We start from the raw sequence: 22,399 nt of genomic DNA on the forward strand, positions 1-22,399 counted from the left end.
CCAGACAACATTATGCGGATTGGGTAAAACTTTACCAAGAAACAGGAAATCTGTCAACAGTACAAGTCATAGTCTGAAGGTGTAGTTCTTTTTTACAGACGATAAAAAGCTGCACAATTTTCACCAAAAATCTTCTGCTGCTCTGCTTCTGACAACGTATGAACATGCGTCTGAAGCAGATTAAACACTTGACTATAAGCGCCCGCTACTGTGCATACAGGCCAGTCGGAACCATACATGACCCGGTCTGTTCCAAATGCCTGCAGAACCGTATCCAGATAAGGCGTGAAATCTTCTTGTGTCCACGTATTCCAGTCTGCTTCAGTCACCATGCCGGACAATTTGCAATGTACATTCGGATGCACTGCAATCGCTTCCATAGCTTCTTTCCATGGAGTTTGAATTCCCGCCTTGATATCAGGCTTAGCCAGATGATCAATGACAAAACGCTGACTTGGAAACTTCTGTACCATTTCTACAGCATATGGCAGCTGTTCCTTGGATACGAGCAGATCATAAGCCAGATTATACTGCTCAAGAAGTGCAATTCCACGCTGGAAATCCTCCCGCAGTATAAACTTTACATCCGGCTCATCCTGAATGACATGACGTACGCCTTTCAGCCAAGGGTTAGCCGCAACTTTTTCCAGCTGAACAGCAGCTTCCTCCGAGCACAGATCCACCCATCCGACTACACCTCGAATGAACTCATGTTGATCCGCCAGCTCCAGCAGCCACTCGGTTTCTTCCAGACTTTGACGGGCTTGTACAGCCACACAACCTGTTATTCCGGCCTCCGTAAGAATGGGCTCCAGATCTTCCGGCAGAAACGATCGTTTGATCACACGCATTTCTTCACCAATCCACCCGTAATCGCGGATGTTATAATTCCAGAAATGTTGATGTGCATCCAGCTTCATGATATGTACCTCCTAATGTATCTCACGCTGTTGTAGTATGTTATCCCTCATCTAAATATAATTCATATTCCACGTGCAAGCACTAATTACTGAAATAATTACGGCAAAACATTGAATAACGTACAAGTCAACCTTCATACCTTTACATGAATGAGAATCGAGGGGGACTTTGTCATGTTTAAACGTGTGGATCGTCTTGCGATTGAACTACCCATATCCAAAAATCCGGACCCCAACGGTGCCAGTGCGGTACAGGAGCTATTAGGCGGAAAATTCGGGGAAATGTCAACGCTGAACAATTACATGTATCAGTCATTTAACTTCAGAGGCAGATCCAAGCTGCGTCCGTTCTACGATATTGTCGCCAGCATTACAGCCGAAGAGTTCGGCCATGTCGAGCTTGTGGCCAACACCATTAATCTGATGCTTGAAGGCTCGACGTCTCCAGGTGCACCAGACACTACACCGCTCCGATTAGGCAAGGATGCACGCATGACCTCACATTTTATTGAATCCGCGCAAACCGCACTGCCCTATGATTCCATGGGAAGACCTTGGGATGGCTCGAATGTGTTCAGCAGCGGCAATCTGATTCTTGATCTTCTGCATAACTTTTTTCTGGAATGCGGGGCAAGAACGCACAAAATGAGAGTTTATGAGATGACCGACAACAATACGGCTCGTGAGATGACAGGTTATCTGCTTGTGCGCGGCGGCGTACATATTCTCGCCTATGCGAAAGCGCTGGAGATTGCAACAGGGGTAGACGTGACCAAGCTGATTCCGATCCCCAATCTGGACAACAAAGCTTTTGAAACCACACGCAAATGGGAAGCGATGGGTGAGCAGCGCCGATTGTACACGTTTAGTGACAAGGATTATCAGCAGATTGCCCAGATATGGAAAGGCACACATCCGACCGACGGCGGCAAGCTGGAGGCTTTCGCGGGTTTACCGGGTCACGGAGGGCCAATTCCCGAGCTGCCTGACCTGCCGGAGGAATTCGCGCCCGGTATATCCCCGGAGGACTTTCTGCAGATTGCAGAACGTCTGAAACGAAATGCAGGACTCTAGCTGACAAAGAAAAATGACCACATCAAAAAGCCCGGCACGAAGAGATTCACACAGAAGTGTGCTCCAATGCGTACCGGGCTTGATCATTTTGTCAAACCTCAATAATAATTGGCAGGATCATCGGTCTGCGCTTCGTTTGCGCATAAATATAATGACCGATCTCGTCCTTCAGCTTGCGTTTGATCACATTCCACTGATTCACGCCTGTCCCCGTCAATTCCTCCATCCGGCTGACAACCCGCTCATGAAGCTCTTTCATGAATTGCTCCGAATCCTTCACAAACACAAACCCTCTTGAAATAATCTCGGGGGGAGCGACCATCTGCTTCTCTGTTTTGCTGAGTGTAGTGACGATGACCAGCATACCGTCCGAAGACAGCTGCCTGCGGTCCCTGAGTACAATATTGCCCACGTCACCAATCAGCAGTCCGTCAACCAAACTGTTGCCTGATGGGATCTTTGGACCTGATGAGGCGACCCCTTCCCCGTACTCAACCATTTCTCCGTTGTTCACAATGAAGACATGACTTGGCTCGATACCGACAGATTCAGCAAGCAGCCTGTGCTGATACAGCATACGGAACTCGCCATGAATCGGAACGAGATAATCCGGTTTCATCAAGGTGAGCATCAGCTTCAGCTCCTCCTGACTGCCGTGCCCTGACACATGCATGCCCGCTGCTCCGCTGGAGCCATAGATGACACGTGCCCCCAGTACATACAGGTTGTCAATCACATGGGCCAGGCTTCGTTCATTCCCAGGTATAGCTCCCGCAGCAATAATCACGGTATCTCCGGATTCAATGCTGACTTGTGGATGTTTGCCAGCAGCAAGACGGGACAACGCCGCCATCGCTTCACCCTGGCTTCCCGTACATAACACAACAACCTGCTCGCGCGGGAATTGTCCTGAATCCGCTGCCTCAATTAGCAGCCCGTCTGGCACATCCAGATATCCCAGTTCACTTGCCACACTCACCACGTTAATCATACTTCGTCCCAGCAGCGCCAGCTTGCGTCCGGTCTGAAAGGCGGCATTCACAACCTGCTGTACTCTGCTGATATTCGAAGCAAAGGTAGAGATAAATACTTTTTGCTTGGCCCGAATAAACGCATCGAGAATATGATCTCCGACCACACGCTCCGAAGGGGTAAAGCCTGGTCTTTCCGCATTGGTGCTCTCCGAGAGAAGCACGTGAACTCCCTGCTTGCCAATCTCGGCCATCCGATGCAAGTCAGGAAATGGACCATTCACAGGAGACATGTCAAATTTGAAATCCCCGGTATGTACCACATTTCCCGCAGGTGTCTGAAAAAAAATCCCGAGACAATCTGGAATGCTGTGACTCGTTGCGAAGAAAGAAACCTCTATACTGCCCAGCGTCAGCCGGGAATTCGCATCAATGGTATGCAGGTCTGTCTGGCGCAGCAGGTTGTGCTCTCTCAGCTTTAACTCAATCAGACCACGTGTCAGTCTGGAGGCGTACACGGGAATATTCATTTGTTTTAACAGGTAAGGTATCCCGCCGGTATGGTCTTCATGTCCGTGTGTAACAACCAGAGCCCTCACTTTATCAACATTTTCGAGCAGATACGTTACATCCGGAATGATCAGATCAATACCCGGCATCGTCTCGTCAGGAAACTTGGAACCGCAGTCAATGACAATAATGTCCTGATCGTACTGGATCAGGTACATGTTTTTTCCGATTTCGTTCACGCCGCCAAGTGCAGCGACATAAAGCTTGTTATGTGCCAGCTTCAAAATGCATTCATCCTCCCTAACATCGCGTTCCTCAATTTCTTGTCTCTCTCTAGTCTCAATTCTTGTCTATCCCTAGTATGGAAAGAAACGCTTTGGTTATGCACAAGTAAGTAGGTATGCCAAAAAACCACATACGGAAATTTTCGTTCCGCAGTGGCTTATGAGTTAACTTACATAACATTTATGCTCTTTGTAAAAGTATATCCTGCTCATACGACTTGACTTCCTTAATCCACTGTTCACGAACAGGCACGCCCTGCTGGGCACAATAATAATCCCACACCGCACCGAACGGATAAGATTTGAATTCTTCCGTCAGCGCAAGGCGTGTCGTATAATCGCCTTCCAGCTCCGCCTGTTTCAGTGCATCCACTGGCTCCAGCATCGCCCGCAGCAGGGCCTTGATCGTATTGCGCGTACCAACAACCCAAGCCGCTACACGGTTAATGCTGGCATCAAAAAAGTCCAGTCCGATGTGTGTCGTACCCAGCAGTTCATGACGTACCAGCTCACGGGCAATTTCAAGCAATTCATCGTCCATGATCACGACATGGTCACTATCCCAACGCATCGGCCGGCTGACATGCAGCAGAATGCCACTCGTAAATAAAGCCAAAGAGGACAGCTTGCCTGATATCACTTCTGTTGGATGAAAATGTCCTGCATCCAGACATATTAAAGTGTTATTTTGCAAACCGTAGCCCATATAGAACTCATGTGAGCCTACAACATAAGCCTCTGAACCAAGGCCAAACAGCTTGCTCTCAACCGCATCCAGATTGTGCTCCGGATTCAGCGGTTCTGCAAATACTTCGTCCAGTGATTCCTTCAGACGTTTACGAGGTGACATGCGGTCTACCGGGTTATCCTTGAAGCCGTCCGGTATCCAGACATTGGTTACACAGGTTTGGCCCAATTGTTCGCCGAAGTAAGCGCCGATTTTCCGTGAAGCTTTACAATGATCGATCCAGAATTGGCGAATCTCCGGGTCAAGGTGACTGAGCGTAAAGCCATCGCTTGATTTTTCATGGGAGAAACAAGTCGGGTTAAAATCCAGTCCAAGTCCATGCTCTTTCGCCCACTTTACCCAGTTCTCGTAATGCCTCGGCTCGATCTGGTCCAACTCCACCTGTTCGTCTGTGTCGGCGTAGATCGCGTGCAGATTCACTTTATGTTTACCCGGAATGAGTGCAAAAGCCTGCTCCAGGTCGGCACGAAGCTCCGCAGGCGTTGTTGCTGCACCAGGATATTGCCCCGTAACAGATATGCCGCCCGTCAACTCCCCTTCCTTGTTCAGAAAACCTTTGACATCGTCTCCTTGCCAGCAGTGCACGGAGACTTTAATTTCTGCCAGCTTGCTCAGCACATCATCTGTATTGATGCCATGCTGTGCATATAAAGCCTTTGCCGCTTGATACGCTTGTTCCACCTGATTATGCATCCGTCAAACCTCCCTTAACGTGTAAATGCTGCCGGTACACCACCATCAATGGTCAGCATACAACCTGTCGTTTTCTCCGATTTCGATGAAGCGAAGAAGGCAATACCTTCTGCGATATCTCTCGGATAGATGTTAACGAGCAGCGTTGTGCGTTTACGATAATATTCTTCCAATTGATCCGGCTCAATGCCGTAGGCAGCGGCCCGTTCGTTTCTCCATGATCCGTTCCAGATTGCTGAGCCTTGTAAAATCGCATCCGGTAGAATCGTGTTGACACGAATGCCGTATTCTCCGCCTTCTGCTGCAATGCACCGTGCCAGATGTGCTTCAAGTGCTTTGGCCGAGCTGTAAGCAGAAGCACTTTTTCCGGCATATACCGAGTTTTTGGAGCCGATGAAGACCATGCTGCCGCCGATGCCCTGCTCCTTCATCAGTTTGAACGCTTCGCGAGCAACCAGGAAATAACCGGTGCCCAGCACGCTGATGTTCAGGTTCCATTCCTTTAGTGATGTTTCGTCAAAAGGACTGGACGTGGCAAGACCTGCATTGTTCACAAGGATGTCTACACCACCGTATTGCAAAGCGGTTTCAGCATATGCAGCCTGTACTGCTTCCTCATCCGTAACGTCCATCTTGAGTGCAAATGCACGATTGGCACCATATTGATCGTTAATTTCCTGAGCGACCTTCCGGGCACCCTCCAAATTGAGATCCGCAAGCACAGCATGCGCACCTTCCGAAACCAGTTTGCGTGCTGTTTCACTGCCAATACCGCCTGCGCCGCCCGTAATAAACGCCACCTTACGTGAAAACTCTGTCTCTGCCGGAGCCAGTGACAATTTGTACAGCTCCAGCGGCCAGTACTCCACATTGTAAGATTCGTTGGCACTTAGTGAAACAAATTTGCCGAGGCTTGTCGCTCCGCGCATAACCGCTATTGCCCGATGGTACAACGCACCGCTGACTTGTGAAAGCGCCCAGCTCTTGCCTGTATTAATCATACCTACGCCCGGAATGAGAATAACGCGAGGGGCCGCTTCAAACATCACGTCGCCTTCGTTTTTGTTGTCCTCAAAATATTGCTTGTACTGCTCCTTGTAGGCAGCAATGCCTTCCGCAAGTTTCACTTTCAGCCCATCAATATCATCCGCATTCGGCACCCAGTCAATAAAGAGTGGTACCACTTTTGTATGCACCAGATGATCCGGGCAGGCTGCACCAACCTGGGACAATTGAGCCGAATCTGCTCCACCTGCAAAAGCAAGCACGTCGTCCTGATCGTCAAAAGACAAGATCATCTTTTTGCTGTCAGACACTGCTCCGCGAATGACAGGCATTACCCTTGCAGCAATCTGACGACGGGTGTCTGCCGGAAGTGCAGGATGTTTAACGCCGCCAAACAGCTCAGCTTCATTCACACGTGCCTCAATAAAGGCTTCCGCTTCATTAATAATTTTGATCGTCTGTGCGTAACAGGCCTCAGAGGTTTCACCCCATGTGACCAGACCATGCTTTTCCATAAGTACAAGCTCTGCATTCGGATTTGCGAATACGCTTTCAGCAATCATCTTGGAGAGTGTGAAGCCTGGACGGACATAAGGAACCCATACAAAGCGATCACCGTATATTTCACGTGCCAGCTCTTTTCCGTTATCTGCACAGCATAAGCTGATGATTGCATCCGGGTGAGTGTGGTCCACATGTTTGTATGGAAGGAACGCATGCAGCAGCGTTTCAATGGAGGCACGCGGATGTTTGGCATCAATCATGCAATGTCCAAGGTATTCTACCATCTCTTCATCAGACATCGAGTCACGTTCCATAAGAGGGCCGATATCCTCAAGGGCCAGTCCGGTAAAATGCTTGGCTTCCATGGAAGCCAGATCTGAGCCACTTCCCTTCACGTACATCACTTCGACATCACGCCCGCGAAAATCCTTCACTGTTGTTTTGACAGAGGTATTGCCACCATAAATATTGCACACCCGGCGATCCGTTCCGATCAGATTGGAACGATAAACCAATTGCTCAAGTCCTGTTTTTTTCTCAGCTGCCTGCACTTCATTCCATAAACTCTGTACCATTTGTTCCCCTCCGATAATGTTTGTTTTCTTCCTGATTCGAGTGTATCACCTTTGTTTTATTTTGAAAACAAAAATTTATGTCCGAAAACGGAAATATTCAAAGAAATAAACAAAATCAAACTCAAAATCACTGTTCCGTCGGATAATGTATAAAATAACAAACAGGACAAAGCACCGTAACCTCTGCTTTGTCCTGTTCTATGTGAGTCGAATTTACTTTCATTTCGCCCCATTCAAATGACGTACTTAGAATATTCCGGCTTTTTGGGACGTATTTTTGATTCCATATGTGTCGTTAACTACCGTATTACCGTAACTGGTCAAGCTGCCGTTTGGACCCGTAGCCAGATCAAGATATCCCAGGCCGGAGCTATTGCCATACCACGACCATGCCAGCCATCCTACTCCCTTTTCCTGCCCGTATCTCATAATTGCATATTCATCTACATCACCATTAGTGTGATAACCACCGAACTCGCCAATAATTAACGCAAGCCCTTTATTGAGTACATTTTCCATGTTTGTTTTGACTGTAGCTGCATCCTTGCCTGCATACTCATACATGTGTATGGAAAATACCGTATTTTTCATCGAATCAGTTGCAAATACACTTTGACCATAATCCACAATCGATTGCGGATATTGTCCCCAGCCCGCTGCATCAACAATCAGTGTATTTTTAATCCCTGCGTTTCTGAGCTTGGGAATAGCTTTTTTATACCCTTCTGCCCATGCACTGCCGTTCCAGGTTCCATACCATTCATTCGCAATATTTACGATGACTCGATCCTCTTTGCCGATTAAACCTCTTTAATGCTGATCCAGTAATTTACTGCGGCATCCAGGGAATCATAATCATCCTTGCCTGTTGCATCATGAACTTCAAGCACAGCAATCATCTTATTCTGATTGACCACATTAATAATGTTTTTAACCGAATTCAAATCATCCTTGGTATATAACACTCCGTTCGACAGAACGATCCGTACCGTATTGGCTCCTGTTTTGGCTATTGCAGGAATAGCTGTGTTCAGATCATTTTTGAACCAGGAATGTCCGTGATTCACTCCCCTCATGACAAAAGGTTTGCCCGTCGAATCATACAATTTGTTCCCGCTAACATAGAAGCCAGATGCAGCAGATACATTAGGTGCCCCGCTTGCCAGGGACATGAACATGAGAGCGGCAATCAAAGCAAACATTGTACACTTTTTCAGTTGCAGCATTCGTTTACAACCTCCTGTTATTTTTTATTTTAATTCACTTCGTAAATAACAAAGGAACTAAAACCGACAAGGCACAAGTCGCCATGAATGTAGACACGACTTGAAGTCTGTAAAGTCCAATCCAGTATTTTAAACTAAAATAACCATAATAATAAACTTATCGTTAAAGTAATAAATTCATTATAAAATGATAACGCTTACTAATCAAATTCTTTTTTCCATTTCCAGGTTATTCAGACATCAAAAAGACTTCTACTCCCTGAATTAGAGTAAAAGCCTTCTTTATGCAGGCACGTAAGCATTCTGCACTGCACTGTACTGATGAGCTATATCTTATTTGATCTTTGCTAGATTAGGGCTTCATTCAATGCACGTATCAGAACAGCTTCAAGGCTACCCGATAATGCGGAACGATGCGAATCTGCTGGAACCTGCCCAGCTCTACACCATGAAATCGTTCAACATAGGCCTGATTCACATAGTGTTCGGTCGTTCCCTTCCGAAGAGGTGTGATCAAAAGCCGCAGGGCGTGACTATGCAGCAGATGCCGTGATTGTTTCAAACCGATTTTCCACGGCTGTCCGTACTGAATATGATCCGTTAGCAGTTGCTGATGAATGTATGCTGCGGCGACGTCCCCCTCGTAATCGACTTCCACAAACAGATCATTAACCTGTTCAGGCCAGCACGTATCTATATTTAGATAAGCCGTATGTTCTTTCTCATAATCAATCTGCACCCGCGGCTCATAAGGCGATACCTGTAATGTATATGTCGTAAATAAAGGGTGCCGTGATTCACTCAGCTTGGCATATGCAGATACTGATGCTCGCTTTGGTGCAGGATAGATGCTTGCCTTAATCTCGCGTTGCCCAGCGGAGGTGCAGATCAACTGTTCATTATGAACGTGCAGATGGCTGCTGCTGATCACTAATCTTTTTTCTCCACCTAGTTCAAAAAGATAGGATTGCAGCGCTTCCTCACGCGTCAGCGTCATGATGCGAATAATTTGGCCTTCCAGCGTAGTTACGCTGAATTCATGATGTTTACCAGCTACTGGATACAGTACGTAGATTCCATCCTGCTGCTGAAGGGTCCCTTCCTTCATCTGCACATCACTCACCGCTGCAGCGTCGATTACATATTCAGGTTTCATGTCCTCATGAACATAAAATACTGCGGTAAGCTCGGATATCTCCGTTAACTCTACGTCTTCTGTATGCTCTATGTGCTTTGTATGCTGCCTCCTCACCGTAAATGTTGTCAGAGGTTGAACCGTTGCACTGATCAGCTTCATGCCGCCCAGGTTCAGATGAAAAGGGAAGATCATTGCTTTACCGGGCTGTAATTGCAGCGTTCCTGATTGAGGAAATCTCACTTGCCCTTGTGACGTGACAAGCTCCATCTGAATGTGACGCGTTGGCATACGCACGTGATCCTGATAATTGTTGATGAAAAGAAATCCTGCCCCTGCCCGCTGACGCAAAGCCCAACGTAGATGCGTTGTATTTTCCGGTGCAATGCGATGCTGCTGCTCAGGAATTATACAGCCCATTGGAGCCAGCATCTCTCCGTATGCATCCAGAAACATCGACAAAATACGTATCCGGTCATACGATTCTCCGATACGTCCAAACTCTCCCAAAGGCGCCTGATAGTCGTACGTTACGCGGGGCAACCCCCGTTCATTCATGTACGTTTTATGACCGATCGGATTAGAACCGCCGTGATACATGTAATATCCGACAAGGTTGCTGCCACTTGCCAGCTTCACGATCGTCATGGCTTCGATACTGTCCGCATCCACCACGGGTCGGGCATGATAACTGACCTGCATGCCACCAGCAAGCTCACAGTAGGCCGCAGGATACTGCTGGCTGTCGTAATCCACCTGTTCCACGGGATTCAGATGCAAATCGCGGAACAGAAACTCACCGCTGGGGGGCTGATTGGGTATCCAGGGAGTATAGGCATAACCGGCAAGCATCGGCAGTGTACCCTGCTCGGGTACCGCCGCCTTGCCCCACGCTGTAGCGGTATAGAATATCGGCTTCATGCCTGCTTTTTCTGCGAGATAGCGAAGCCGATCCATATGCTCTTTGCCATCACGGCCGGATGAGATATATCGGTCCTGCGAATAACCCCACGCATCCATCGGCGCCCCTGCGTGCATATACTCATTTTCGAGCTGAATCGCTAGAATCGGACCGCCTTCCTCACAGAAACAGCCTTGTATCTGACGTGTAATCTCTTGATATAACCGCTCCGCGTAGTATAGATACCCCTCATCATTAGATCGAACCTCAAATGAATAGTTGAACAGCCAATCCGGCAGCCCGCCGTTGCGAACTTCACCATGACAGAACGGGCCGATTCGAAGAATTAACGGAAGCTGATGTTTACCGCATAACTCCACAAACTGCCGTAAATTCAAGTTGCCTGACCAGTTAAACTGCCCTTCCAGCTCCTCGTGAAAATTCCAAAAAATATAGGATGCCACAATGTGCACACCCCCTGCCTTCATCTTTAGCAGCTCCTCCTCCCACTGAAGAACATCAAATCGGGAGAAATGAAATTCACCCACAACAGGAATATAAGGCTTCTCATTATGCGTCATATAATAATTGGTGAAGCCGTAAGACTCTCCTTGAGTATTCTGACCTCTGCTTTCGTTCAATCGTCCCGGCTGTATAAGTTTATCCTCGGCATTCAGTGTAAAGCGAATGATACTGCCAGGACTTGACGTAAAAGAAGGATATGCATCGTTTATCGGATCGTTCATCGAATCGTCCAGCTCCCCTTTGCGTTGATGGATTAATACAAGTTAAACTAAAAATCTTTATACATCAGACAGCCCTTTTGTTATCAGCATGAACGCCTGCTGATGGTTGATGTTGATCGCCAGCACCTGCTGCAGCTCCTGTGCTGCTTCATTTTTTTGGTTCAGTCCGAGCAGGCCCAATGCCCGCATGTAATGACAATGCACTTTATTCCGCTGATGCAGATCATCGTCAAATACGAGAAAGTCCGGCAATGATACTGCAAAATAGTCCATCTGAATATGGTCGTGCACATGCCGCTCCGCATAATCAATCAGTTTATGAAATCGCCTTCTGGCTTCCTTGACATCGTTACGCTTCAGCCACGCAAGTCCCTGATAAAATATCGACTCAGGCGGCTGATCATTGTAAAACATCGCACTCGAAGGTTCGCTCAATCCGGTTGATGCCCTGCGGAAGCTCAATTCCGCAGCCGCTGTCTGCTGCAGCTGTTCATATGCACAGCCCAGATAATAATGAAGTGCATTGTCTGCACTGCCCTGCAGCTTGCCTTCTCCCAGATTTTCCGGGTAAGCCTGTGCCTGATGCAATAATTGGATAGCCTTCTCGGGCTGCCTCAGTTCAATGAACCGCTTTGCCAGCTCTGTGAGAGCGATTACATACTGTCCGATGACCTTGCCTTCCCCACCCTCCCAAGGGTGAAACCGCCTCACCTGCAGCGTCTTCCATGCGTCCTCATGAAAACCCAGCATATTTAGTAACGTAACCCATTCGATATACAGATCATCTCGTTGATGCACGAGCATCATATGGGCTTCAAGCTGGCGCATTCGCTGTTCTGGCGTACAGGACATCTTCTTCTGCAATTGATCCAGTTCATAGAATACACGGGCATCCTGCGAATCCAACCGAAACGCTTTCTCCAGCGATGTCAGGGCAAGCTCAGGCTGATGCTTCTTATTGTAATACGCCAAAGCCAGATTCCGATGCGCTGTTGGAAAGGCAGTGTCTATGCTGCAGGAACGCTCCCAGTGATGAATGGCATCCTCATAACGTTTGTGGTCATACAACCAGTTGCCTGTGTAATAGTGGGCACGCGCGTCTGCAGGATCTGCTGCCAGCGCATCCTGCAGAATCATCAGCTCAAATGGTGTATTCGGAAAACAATATGTTGTCGGTGCAGCACTTGCCAGCTGCTGACATTCCAATGCTCTTTCCCGTTGATGCAGCTGACGATACACGTAGGCCTGAGCATAACCAAGCATAGGGTAGGATTCAACCAACTGTGTTTCGGCAACATCAAGCAAGGTGATCGCTTCTTCCCACATACCGCACTCCGCATAATCCGCAGTGATGTGAAGATAATTGTGGACATCCCCCCGCATAATTTGCAGGAAATAATCCATGCCCTGTTTGGCCCGATCGGTTTTACTACTCTGACCTCTTTGATTGTTCTGTTGACTTGAATTGCTTTGGTTACTCTCGTTAGACTCACGCACAAGTTCTGCTTGAAGCTGATCGGCAGGCCAAGCTTCGGATAAAAAAACCATCTCGCAGGCCGTTCCGTATTCCATAGGGTCCAGCTCCAGCGTTTCTGATGCATATATGCTTGCTTGTGTGTGACGCTCCAGTTTTCGCAGCAAAGCTGTCTTTAGATGACGTGCTTTATAATTTCTGCTGTTGCGAGTCAGCGCAAGTTCGACATGCTCCAGCGCCTGAATATACTGCTTCTGGGCTGTATCCATCTGGGCCAACGTATAATATCCGATATCCTGAAACTGTGCAGACCAGACCGCTTTGTACAATGCCTCGTAGGCCTCACTCTGCCTTCCTTGAAGTTTCAGGCTTACCCCCAGCTGATAATAAGCTTCGCTATCGTACGGGTTTGTATTTTTCCACGTAAGCGACTGAATCGCTTGTCTGAAATGCTTCTCGGCAAGCTGATACAAACCTCTGCGCACCTGCAGCGTACCGTATGCAATATTCAGACGAATGTCCTTATAGTCGCGCTTCAGTCCTTCCAGATAATAAGCTTCCGGTTCATACGTAGCATGCCGATACTGCTCCAGATGAAGACCTGCCAGATACAGCTGTTCAATGCTATGAATCTCGGAGGGTAAGGGCAGAGGTTCCGCCGGATCGGGTATTTCGTGAATGTGGGGCTTTGCCGGCTGATAAAATACCAGAACCTCTCCATCCTTTGTAAGCACATGCGCCTTTAATTGATGCCATTCTTCCTCGCCACTCCACGGAAAAGTGCCTGCATAAGATTGAACTGGAGAGAGATCACATATGTCCTGCAAATAAGTTGCTGTAGCCCCCTTTACTTCAATACGGGCCTGCTCGTACACACTCGTTGCATAGATCAGAATCCTCGCGTTGCCGCTTGTCTCATCCAGCTCCAGATTTAGTGCTGCGTCAATCGTTGCATTTTTCACTACACCTGCATCTTTATACGGCATAAAATATTGCGTAAATGATTTCGTCTCATACGGCTGTAACCATGTAAAATCAGGCTGATTATCAGTGTAAACCCCTGTCATTAATTCAATATAAGGCCCATCCTCATCTGTCAGCTGCCGGTCCCACGCTTTGCCAAAATTCCCGTTTCCCCACGTCCACTGCTTCTTGCCCGGAGAAATATGGTGATTGGCGACATGTAATAGTCCAGCCTTTACACTGTGATCATAACCGCCTACAAAATTGTAATCCGACTTGTAAGCCATATAAGACGTAGGAACAGGGATGTTTTTATAACGTGATATGTCTACCCCTTCTGAATAATCCATCTTGTAATACGTGCCTGTAGCGATTGGAAAACGGGAAACGTCTCGCTTGCCATGATCCAGCACCGCATGAACATCAGGTGGAAATACGGATTGCGTGTGATCATTCACAGCCACAGCCGGATTCGCCCACCACAGGAACGTCTGGGGTTCATTTGTTCGGTTGTACACCTGGGCATGGATTTCGAGATAGGCTTTACCTGGATGCAACGTAAAACCGGTTGTCACCTTGGTGCCGTACATCCGATCAATCTCGCCCACCCATACCGTGGCGCTCCCATCTTCGTTATCGCCAAACGTGCAGTCAACCGGGCCAAATGTGTTCGGGCGATGATGCTGCGGCCAGTTAAATTCAATTCCGCCCGATATCCACGGACCTGCAAGCCCTACTAGCGCAGGTTTGATGACACGGTTGTAATAGACAAAATCATATTGATCCGTCAGATCCAGTGCACGATAGATTCGACCGCCGAGCTCTGGCATGATCTCGATACGAATATATTCGTTTTCAATAATAATCAGACGATACGATTGAGGCTTCGACTCATCCTCAATCCGATCAATGACGGGATATGGGTACACTTTGCCTGAGCTGCCCTGATAGATTCGTTTTTCCAGAAACATCGGATTTTTATCCGGCTTGCCTGTACCGTAGGTTGGAATGTCTCTCTGCTCTTCCCATACGCGAACCTTCAATCCTGCAGAAGCCTGTTCCAATTTCGCTCACTCCTTGCCTCGTAATAGGTTGATCATACGCTGGCATCAGCAAGTGTAACATTGACATTCAACGGTTCTTCATGGACGATCTTCGGATTGTTACGCTCCACAGACAAAGAGAGCACCATTCCCTGCTGGATGCAGTGACAAGGTACTCTCTTCTTTACATGTGATATTGATGGAATCAGCCCTGATGCAATTTCTATTGGGGTGCCATGTTTATTTACGTCTTGCAAAATCTACAAATATAAACTTGTCCGGCCGATGCCGTGACTCGGTATACTGGAACTGGCTGGTGTCCTCAAGATAGACCTGGCTTCTGACAACAACAACATTATGAAAACCTTCCAGATCCAGCAGCTCCCTGTCCTCAGACGTCGGTTCCTCCACCAGAATTTCTTTTTTGGCATAGGAGATCGATAACCCCAGTCCCTGCTCAATATATTCATAGATGGAATCTTGGCAGATATCCTCGTCAAGCCCGGGAATTAAACGCTGGCTGATGTAATCCTTGTCCAGAATAACCTGCTCCCCGTCCACCTTACGAACACGATTAATCTGCCAGACTTGCTGCTGCTGAGCAAAGCCCGTCTTTTGGCTCAACGCCTGATCCACCGCTTGTTCGCTGAAAAGTTTAACAACGGTTTGCGCACGGTGTCCCATCTTCTGTGCCAATTCTTTAAAGCTGACCAGGCCCGATACAGGAAAATCAATTTTGCGTATGTCCAGCACAATGGAGCCTTTCCCCTGAATCTTCTGAATATAGCCTTCCTCATACAGCATCTTGAGCGCCTTACGTATCGTTTCTCTCGATGTTTGATATCGTTCTGACAGGTCCTGCTCCGATTGAAGCAGTGTGCCCGCCTCAATCTCTCCATTCCGAATACGTTCCGCAATATCTTCGTATATTCGGATAAATTTATTGTTCATTTTTCATCACCATAGCTCATTACCCTTTTTATCATATTGGCAACCTGTAATCTCGTTCAATGACTCCTATTTCTCATTTCTGATTTTGACCAAGGCTTCGTCAAGAACACCTATGACTCTATCACACCATTGATCAAACTCAGGATCATCAATCTGCAATTCAGGGTGCTCCAAAATGTGCTTGATTGTGCTGCGAATCCCTTGATCCGCCCTCGTAGTTGCTACAAATTCAGGCACGAGCCGTTTCAGCTTGCTGTTGTCAAATACAACCGTATTGGCTTTATCTCCAAGCAAACTGCCCCGCAAGTCCAAATCGCTGCTGGCCGCTAAAAACTCGGAAGGCACATGAACGGTATGCAGCTTGACGCCAAGCGTGTCCGCAATAATCTCATGAATCTGGTTCCAGGTGACAGACTCATCCGAGGTGATATGTACAGCTTCACCGATCGCATGAATGTTGCCCATCAATCCGATAAAACCTTTGGCAAAATCGGTATTATGTGTAATCGTCCATAACGATGTACCATCACCGTGAATGATCACCGGTTTATTTTCCAGCATACGCTTGAGGACCTGCCAGCTGCCCTTCGCACCATGCACGCCAAGCGGCACCGATTGGTTGCCATACGTATGACTCGGACGAACAATTGTTACTGGAAACCCTTCGTCCCGGTACAATTTCAACAGATAGTCTTCACATGCAATTTTGTTTCGGGAGTATTCCCAGAATGGATTGCTTAAAGGCGTGCCTTCGGTGATTCTGTAGTCAGATAACGGTGTTTGATATGCCGATGCAGAGCTGATGAAGATGAACTGCCTGGTTTTGCCTTTGAACAAACGATAGTCTCTTTCCAGCTGGGATGGTACAAAAGCTATAAAGTCTGCCACAACATCAAATTCAAGATCGGCAATCAGCTCGGCTACACGACTCTCATCATTAATGTCAGCCTGAAGGACCCGGACCTCTGCGGGCAATTCATCGTTATGGTTCCCGCGGTTGATCAAATACAGTTCGCAGCCCTGCTTCGCAAGCATCTCTGTAATCGCCGTGCTTATGGTGCCTGTGCCTCCAATAAATAGCGCTTTCATCTCTGCACCTCCAGATCAATTTGCATCCACGTTCATGATAGCATGCACGACAAAAAGGAGCAAAGTCCGTTAGAACGAACTCTGCTCCTGCTATACAAATTATATCACCTTGATCGTTCCGTAAATCATATACATACCGCAGTGAAGTTCGTATTCTCCCGGCTTGACGTTCTGATCCACCGTGTAATAATTGTCTCCCTTTTGCATATACAGGTCCATACCTAATTTCTCTGCAGCAACCGATTTGACGTGTGTCACGCTCCGGGTCAGAATGAAATTGATTTTCGTAGGCACCCCGGATTTTACCTCAATGACATTAGGCTCGAATCCATCGTTGCTTACGTTAACATCAATAACTTCATATCCTTTCAGATCCTCTGGTGTCTCGGCTTGAGCAGTCACTGCTTTGCCTGATCCCGGGGATACGTCCTTACCCATGAAATATACAAAAAATGATCCAAGCAGGGCAACCACGGCTACACCCAAAGTTAATAAAGGCCATGCTTTCTTAAACCAGCTATTCATATGAACACTCCTTATTGCGTTGTCCCATCTTCATTTGTGAGGTGGATGGATGTACTTTACAAGCATACCCCATTCACTGCTTAATGAAAATGACCCCTCCGGGCTATTCCCTGACTAACCTGTGAACAAAATGAGAAAAGGCCTGATTTCTCAGGCCTTGTATGACATTACGCATGGACAGCAGGTTCCAGCAGCTCACTCAGGAATATAAAGGACTGCTCTGGCTCTGGCTTCGTCTCATTCGCATTTTATACAATTCTGGCAGAGCGACACCGATTAACACGATGACCACACCGATCCACTGCAATCCACTCACATGCTCATGCAGCACGATTGAAGATAACAGCACCGCAACCGGAAGCTCCACGGCGCCCAGAATGCCTGCCATATCCCCACCGATATGCGGCACTCCGATCGCAAACAGAACAGGTGGGATAAATGCGCCGAAGAATCCCAGCAGCAGTCCGAACACAAGCAGCTGACTCCAGATCAAACCGTTGAAGAGAAAGGTCGGCGGGAACAGAATACATAACAGGATCAAGCCACCTGTAACCATCCAGGCACTGCGAAATGCCGGGTGTGCAGAAGGTACGGCTTTGCCGCTAAAGAGCACAAACAAGGAATAACTGACCGCAGCCATCAGGCCAAGAGCAATACCAAGGCCGCTGAATTCACCAAGCCCCTGCTCCAGAAAACCTGCGGCGAGCAGTGTGCCGCCAAACAAAATGAGAAGTGTCAGGAACGTCACTTTATCCGGGCGCTGACGTTTGCTGATCGCCTGAATCAGTACACTGATCCACGTAAATTGAAAGAGCAGAATGATTGCTAATGAAGCAGGTATATAACGCAACGATTGATAATAAACGAGACCGGTAATTACGGTTGGTGTACCTGCCGCCATCAGCAGCAGACGCTGCTTCCAGGTCAAACGTGCAAACACGGTTGAAGCGGACGCTGACGCAGTTTTTCCGTTATGCTGTACACCGCGCTTGTTTCTGCGTCCAGCTCTGAAGCGAGTGTATAATGCCAGCATCCAGGACAGAATAAAGCCGGTAATCAGTTGGGTGCCCACCACTTCGCCAAGCTGGTATCCCTGACCATAAGCGAGCACAACAATCGTGGACAGGATACCGTAGCTCATCGCTCCTGCCAGGACAGACAAATAATATTTCATGATTCAATAAACCTCCTGATAATCCAAAAATACGTCCCGAATTCGGGTTTAGGTTGGTCACAACGATATATCTGTCAAATTGTCAAATGCAAAAAATCCTAACTCCGTGCAAGGAATACGTTGATTCCCTGGCATCGTAGTTAGGAAGTATAGGCTTCCCGTAGAGACCCTCGCCCTGTGTACACTTTCGGCCTGCGAGGTTATACGAAATGAAATATGCAATTTGAGATATCATTCATGTGACGACTTTTCATATATTACATGTGGAGTGAGCTTGTGTCAACCCCATTTCAATTTTAATTCAAATCCCACTCCAGCGTAGTCTGCAGCCCTGCTTTTAACCCTTCCAGATCCAGCCCGTCCACGGCAAAAGCATCCCGAATCAAGGATGGTGCGATAAACTCGTCATACTTGCCAAGATAAGGCGCTTCGTCCTCCGCTAACAGTGCAGAAGCGTCTTGTGCCATACGGCATTCACTCATCATCTCGGCTAACAACGTTCGTTCATCCACTTTACCCGAAACGACAAAATAATATGGCTCCATCGGCACGACCGAACGCAAAGCCATCCTTTCCGACAGATTATGCTTCATCAGCCGCTCCAGTGTACGGAACGCCTTGCTGCCTACCCACGGCAATACATACATGGAATCTCCGCCTGCCGGAATGACAACCTGCTTGAGCAAGCCGCTCTCGCGTGCAAGGCGTCTTGCCCGTTCCAGCCGATTGACGGCTTGGGGTGACAGATAAGGGTAGATGACTGTATCGGACAGCACCTCACGCATTTTTTGAACAACAGCGGTATGAATATCTCCCCCTGCCCCGAGCCACAGTGTATCGACCTTGCCTTTGGCCGGCTTCACATACACAGCCTTATGCTTGTGGTCCACCTCTTCGACCTTCCACAGCTTGCCTGCAAGCGAGAAGCAGTATCCCGGCGGCGGAACCGTTGTGATGGACCCGATCTCCTCCGAGCCGTTCAGCACTTTATGCTCTTCGTCATCCTTAAACACGGCATAGAAACGATAGTTGTTCACAATTTTTTCGCCTGTGAGTCCGATAATCAGTGTCTGCTCCTCGGTCCACTGCAGATGATCTGTCTCAATCAGATAATTGAGGAAGGTTTGATATTGATCGGGTGTAATCTCTGAAAATGGTGCCAGGCTGAGAATGGCTGCGGCAAGCTCTCTAGGTTCCGCTTCCCCCATGCTTTTCAGCATACTCATGGTCTGGTGATACAGGACACCAATTGGCATCCTCCGAGCCTCCAGCGGCTCTACCCATTTGGTTCTGACATACAGCTCAATGACAGCAATGGCGCGCATTAACGTCCACGGCATGCGAGCAGGCAGCTGCGCCTCCTCGTCCTCTTCCTCGGGGCAGACAAAAAGCATCTCTGATGCCATGTCATCACGCCTCCCTGATCGGCCAAGCCGCTGTACAAAGCTCGATGCACTGTAAGGTGCCCCAAGCTGAACCACCCGCTCCAGTTCTCCAAGATCGATCCCGAGTTCAAGCGTCACTGTCGCTGCTGCAACAGCCGGACCTGCACCCGTGCGCAGTGCCGCTTCGGTTTCTTCTCTCAGCATGGCCGAGATGCTTCCATGGTGCACATGGAACACGTCCCGCTCCTCTCTTCGCGCAGCGACACGTCGCATCTCCAGAATCGTCACTTCCGCATCAGTGCGGCTGTTGGTGAAGATCAGCGCTTTTTTACGATGTGTGCTCTCATATATAAAGTCATAATAGGCTTTACGCGCATGATGCAGCTGCTCGGCCTGCTCCTCGTTCTGTGCATCCGGGAATGAAAAATGCTCCACCCGCAATCGCAGCTTGCGGCCGCCGGGCGAAGATACAACATCCACGCCTTGCCGTGTTCCCGCAGCCAGCCAGGCGGTAGCCGTATCATAATCACTCAATGTGGCCGACAGCCCTACTCTGCGCGGGGCACAGCCAGCCATACGTTCAATCCGGGCCAGCTGACTCAGCACCTGAATGCCCCGATCTGCTCCCATAAAGGCATGTACCTCATCAATGATGACATAACGCAGATCGTGGAAGAGGGCAGGAATGGCATTCGGCCGATTCATCAGCAAGCCCTCCAGCGACTCGGGTGTAATCTGCAGCACCCCTGACGGATTTTTCATCAGCTTGGTTTTCTCCGCCTGAGGAACATCCCCATGCCAATGCCAGACCGGAATATGACCTTCGGACAACAGGTCTTTCAGACGTTCAAACTGGTCATTAATCAGTGCTTTCAAGGGTCCAATATAGAGAATTCCCACCGACTTGGAGGGCTGGTCATAAAGCTCCGTTAATGCAGGAAAAAAAGCAGCCTCCGTCTTGCCAGAAGCCGTACCTGCCGCAATCAGCATATGATGTGACGTATGAAAGCAAATATTGCACGCCTCAATCTGGGCAGGACGCAGAGCTTCCCATCTTTTTTTATATATAAACTCCTGCACAAACGGGGCCAGTCTGTAGAATGGATTGTCACTCATAACTCAAACTCCGCCAGAAACTCATCTAGGTCGTCCCCTTCTTTTGAACCCGATTTTCCCTGCATGGAAACTTTGGCCTGTGCTGTACGCTCACCCAGCAGCTGCTCATAAGTCACTTCCGGATTCTGCTGCAGCGTATGCAGCACATCCATAAAGTCACGCACCACTTCCCGTGTTGTCAAAAGCTCATCTGCTCCCAGGCGATTCACAGCCATTTGCATAAAATCAACTAATTGTTCATCGCTCAAGCTCGCTGTATACGCAAAATGAAGCGCATGGATCTGGCGCAGCTTCTGCAATAAAATCAAAATCTCTTCATGCGACAGCATCGCCAGCTTGATAATAGGCCCGGTATAATTCGCATACGCACTGGCGGCATAACGACCGTCAACAAGTCTCGAACGAAGTGCTTCGTAGCTGTATAAGCCGCGACGTTCATCCTCGACAAACTGAGGTGTTCCCCCCACAAAAATACCCAGATGCTCTGCTTTTCCCTGCATCGTATCGTTAAACATGGTCAGCAGCTTCTCGTAATTGCTTTGGCGTGATACGCTATTTGTAATTTTATACAGGTTCACCGCTTCGTCGATGAAAAGCAGCAGTCCTTTGTAACCGATACGTGCCGTAAATTCAGACCACAATTTGAAGTAGTCGTACCAGTTATCGTCATCAATAATGACGCCGACAGACAGCTCCTTTTTCGCCTCCGTTTTGGTCGCATATTCCCCCCGAAGCCAGCGGAGTGCTGACTGCTTCTGGTCATCGTCCGCATGTTTGTAACCATTCCAGTACGCTGCCAGCACCTTCGCAAAATCAAAACCGTGAACCAGATTCTGCATCTCACCTGTCACCATATAAATCTGCTTTTCGACCTCTAATGTCAGGGCAGGGTCATCCGGGCGCAAATTCAGCGTATTCATCGTCATCTGCTGCAAACCTGCAATCCATTTTTGCAAAATAGGCTCGAGTGCGCCTCCGTCCGGGCGTGTGCGGGTGGATAGTCGCGTCATCAGTTCACGATACGTGGCCAGTCCCTGACCTTTTGTGCCGACAAGCCTGCGCTCCGGGGATAAATCCGCATCCGCAACAACAAATTCACGATCCATCGCATAGTTGCGAATCATTTGTAAAAGAAAGCTTTTACCACTGCCATATCGGCCTGTAATCAGCTTGAACGCAGCACCGCCTTCGGCGATATTTTCCAAATCCCGCAGTATCGCCTCCACTTCAGGCTTACGTCCCACAGCAATCTGCTCCAGCCCGATTCGTGGAACAACCCCTGCCGTTAAAGAGTTAACAAGTGCGGTGGTCAAGCGTCTGGGAATTTTAATTGCCGACTGTCCATTTTCCGAAAAATTCAGGTTGCCCGTTTTATGTTCTGTCACAG

General features: G+C 48.3%; 13 protein-coding genes and 1 pseudogene. 1 reads left to right on the top strand and 13 read right to left on the bottom strand.

Features of this window, described 5'->3' with window-relative positions; genetic code table 11:
- Positions 1-92: 92 nt before the first annotated feature.
- Entirely contained in the window at positions 93-920 is an 828-nt protein-coding gene (locus ACQSGY_RS04320) for an amidohydrolase family protein (RefSeq protein ID WP_427050807.1), read from the bottom strand.
- A gap of 174 nt (positions 921-1,094) precedes the next feature.
- Between ACQSGY_RS04320 and ACQSGY_RS04325 the strand changes: the two genes are divergently transcribed.
- On the top strand, positions 1,095-1,994 hold the full coding sequence (locus tag ACQSGY_RS04325; RefSeq protein WP_427050808.1) for a manganese catalase family protein: 900 nt from the start codon (positions 1,095-1,097) through the stop codon (positions 1,992-1,994).
- Positions 1,995-2,085: 91 nt separating this feature from the next.
- On the opposite strand, the gene ACQSGY_RS04330 is transcribed toward ACQSGY_RS04325, so the two are convergent.
- From ACQSGY_RS04330 to ACQSGY_RS04385, 12 genes and pseudogenes are all read right to left on the bottom strand, one after another.
- Positions 2,086-3,759 (bottom strand): ribonuclease J, encoded by a 1,674-nt coding sequence (locus ACQSGY_RS04330; RefSeq protein WP_427050809.1) that lies wholly within the window; start codon positions 3,757-3,759, stop codon positions 2,086-2,088.
- A 181-nt stretch (positions 3,760-3,940) separates the two neighbouring features.
- Entirely contained in the window at positions 3,941-5,200 is a 1,260-nt protein-coding gene (gene rhaA / locus ACQSGY_RS04335) for an L-rhamnose isomerase (RefSeq protein ID WP_427050810.1), read from the bottom strand.
- A gap of 14 nt (positions 5,201-5,214) precedes the next feature.
- The gene (locus tag ACQSGY_RS04340; RefSeq protein WP_427050811.1) at positions 5,215-7,284 is read right to left on the bottom strand and encodes a bifunctional aldolase/short-chain dehydrogenase; all 2,070 of its coding nucleotides are present in this window, start codon (positions 7,282-7,284) and stop codon (positions 5,215-5,217) included.
- Positions 7,285-7,530: 246 nt separating this feature from the next.
- A pseudogene (locus ACQSGY_RS04345) lies at positions 7,531-8,486 on the bottom strand (glycoside hydrolase family 5 protein).
- A gap of 400 nt (positions 8,487-8,886) precedes the next feature.
- On the bottom strand, positions 8,887-11,292 hold the full coding sequence (locus ACQSGY_RS04350) for a beta-galactosidase (protein ID WP_427050812.1): 2,406 nt from the start codon (positions 11,290-11,292) through the stop codon (positions 8,887-8,889).
- Between the two features lie 57 nt (positions 11,293-11,349).
- On the bottom strand, positions 11,350-14,793 hold the full coding sequence (locus ACQSGY_RS04355; protein WP_427050813.1) for a DUF5107 domain-containing protein: 3,444 nt from the start codon (positions 14,791-14,793) through the stop codon (positions 11,350-11,352).
- A gap of 219 nt (positions 14,794-15,012) precedes the next feature.
- Positions 15,013-15,723: a trehalose operon repressor gene (treR, locus tag ACQSGY_RS04360; RefSeq protein ID WP_427050814.1), complete on the bottom strand. Its 711-nt coding sequence runs from the start codon at positions 15,721-15,723 to the stop codon at positions 15,013-15,015.
- Positions 15,724-15,789: 66 nt separating this feature from the next.
- On the bottom strand, positions 15,790-16,812 hold the full coding sequence (locus tag ACQSGY_RS04365) for an SDR family oxidoreductase (protein WP_427050815.1): 1,023 nt from the start codon (positions 16,810-16,812) through the stop codon (positions 15,790-15,792).
- A gap of 99 nt (positions 16,813-16,911) precedes the next feature.
- Positions 16,912-17,337: a cupredoxin domain-containing protein gene (locus ACQSGY_RS04370; protein ID WP_111272825.1), complete on the bottom strand. Its 426-nt coding sequence runs from the start codon at positions 17,335-17,337 to the stop codon at positions 16,912-16,914.
- Between the two features lie 199 nt (positions 17,338-17,536).
- On the bottom strand, positions 17,537-18,511 hold the full coding sequence (locus ACQSGY_RS04375; RefSeq protein ID WP_427050816.1) for an EamA family transporter: 975 nt from the start codon (positions 18,509-18,511) through the stop codon (positions 17,537-17,539).
- 296 nt (positions 18,512-18,807) lie between these two features.
- A complete protein-coding gene (locus tag ACQSGY_RS04380; protein ID WP_427050817.1) occupies positions 18,808-21,012 on the bottom strand; it encodes a DEAD/DEAH box helicase in 2,205 nt (734 codons plus the stop codon).
- Positions 21,009-22,397, bottom strand: a complete 1,389-nt coding sequence (locus ACQSGY_RS04385) for an ATP-binding protein (RefSeq protein ID WP_427050818.1) — start codon at positions 22,395-22,397, stop codon at positions 21,009-21,011. Before ACQSGY_RS04385 ends, ACQSGY_RS04380 begins: the two co-directional genes overlap by 4 nt.
- Positions 22,398-22,399: the final 2 nt, after the last annotated feature.

This window comes from Paenibacillus sp. TC-CSREp1, assembly GCF_050171015.1.
In the GTDB taxonomy this organism is placed as follows: Bacteria; Bacillota; Bacilli; order Paenibacillales; family Paenibacillaceae; genus Paenibacillus; species Paenibacillus silvae.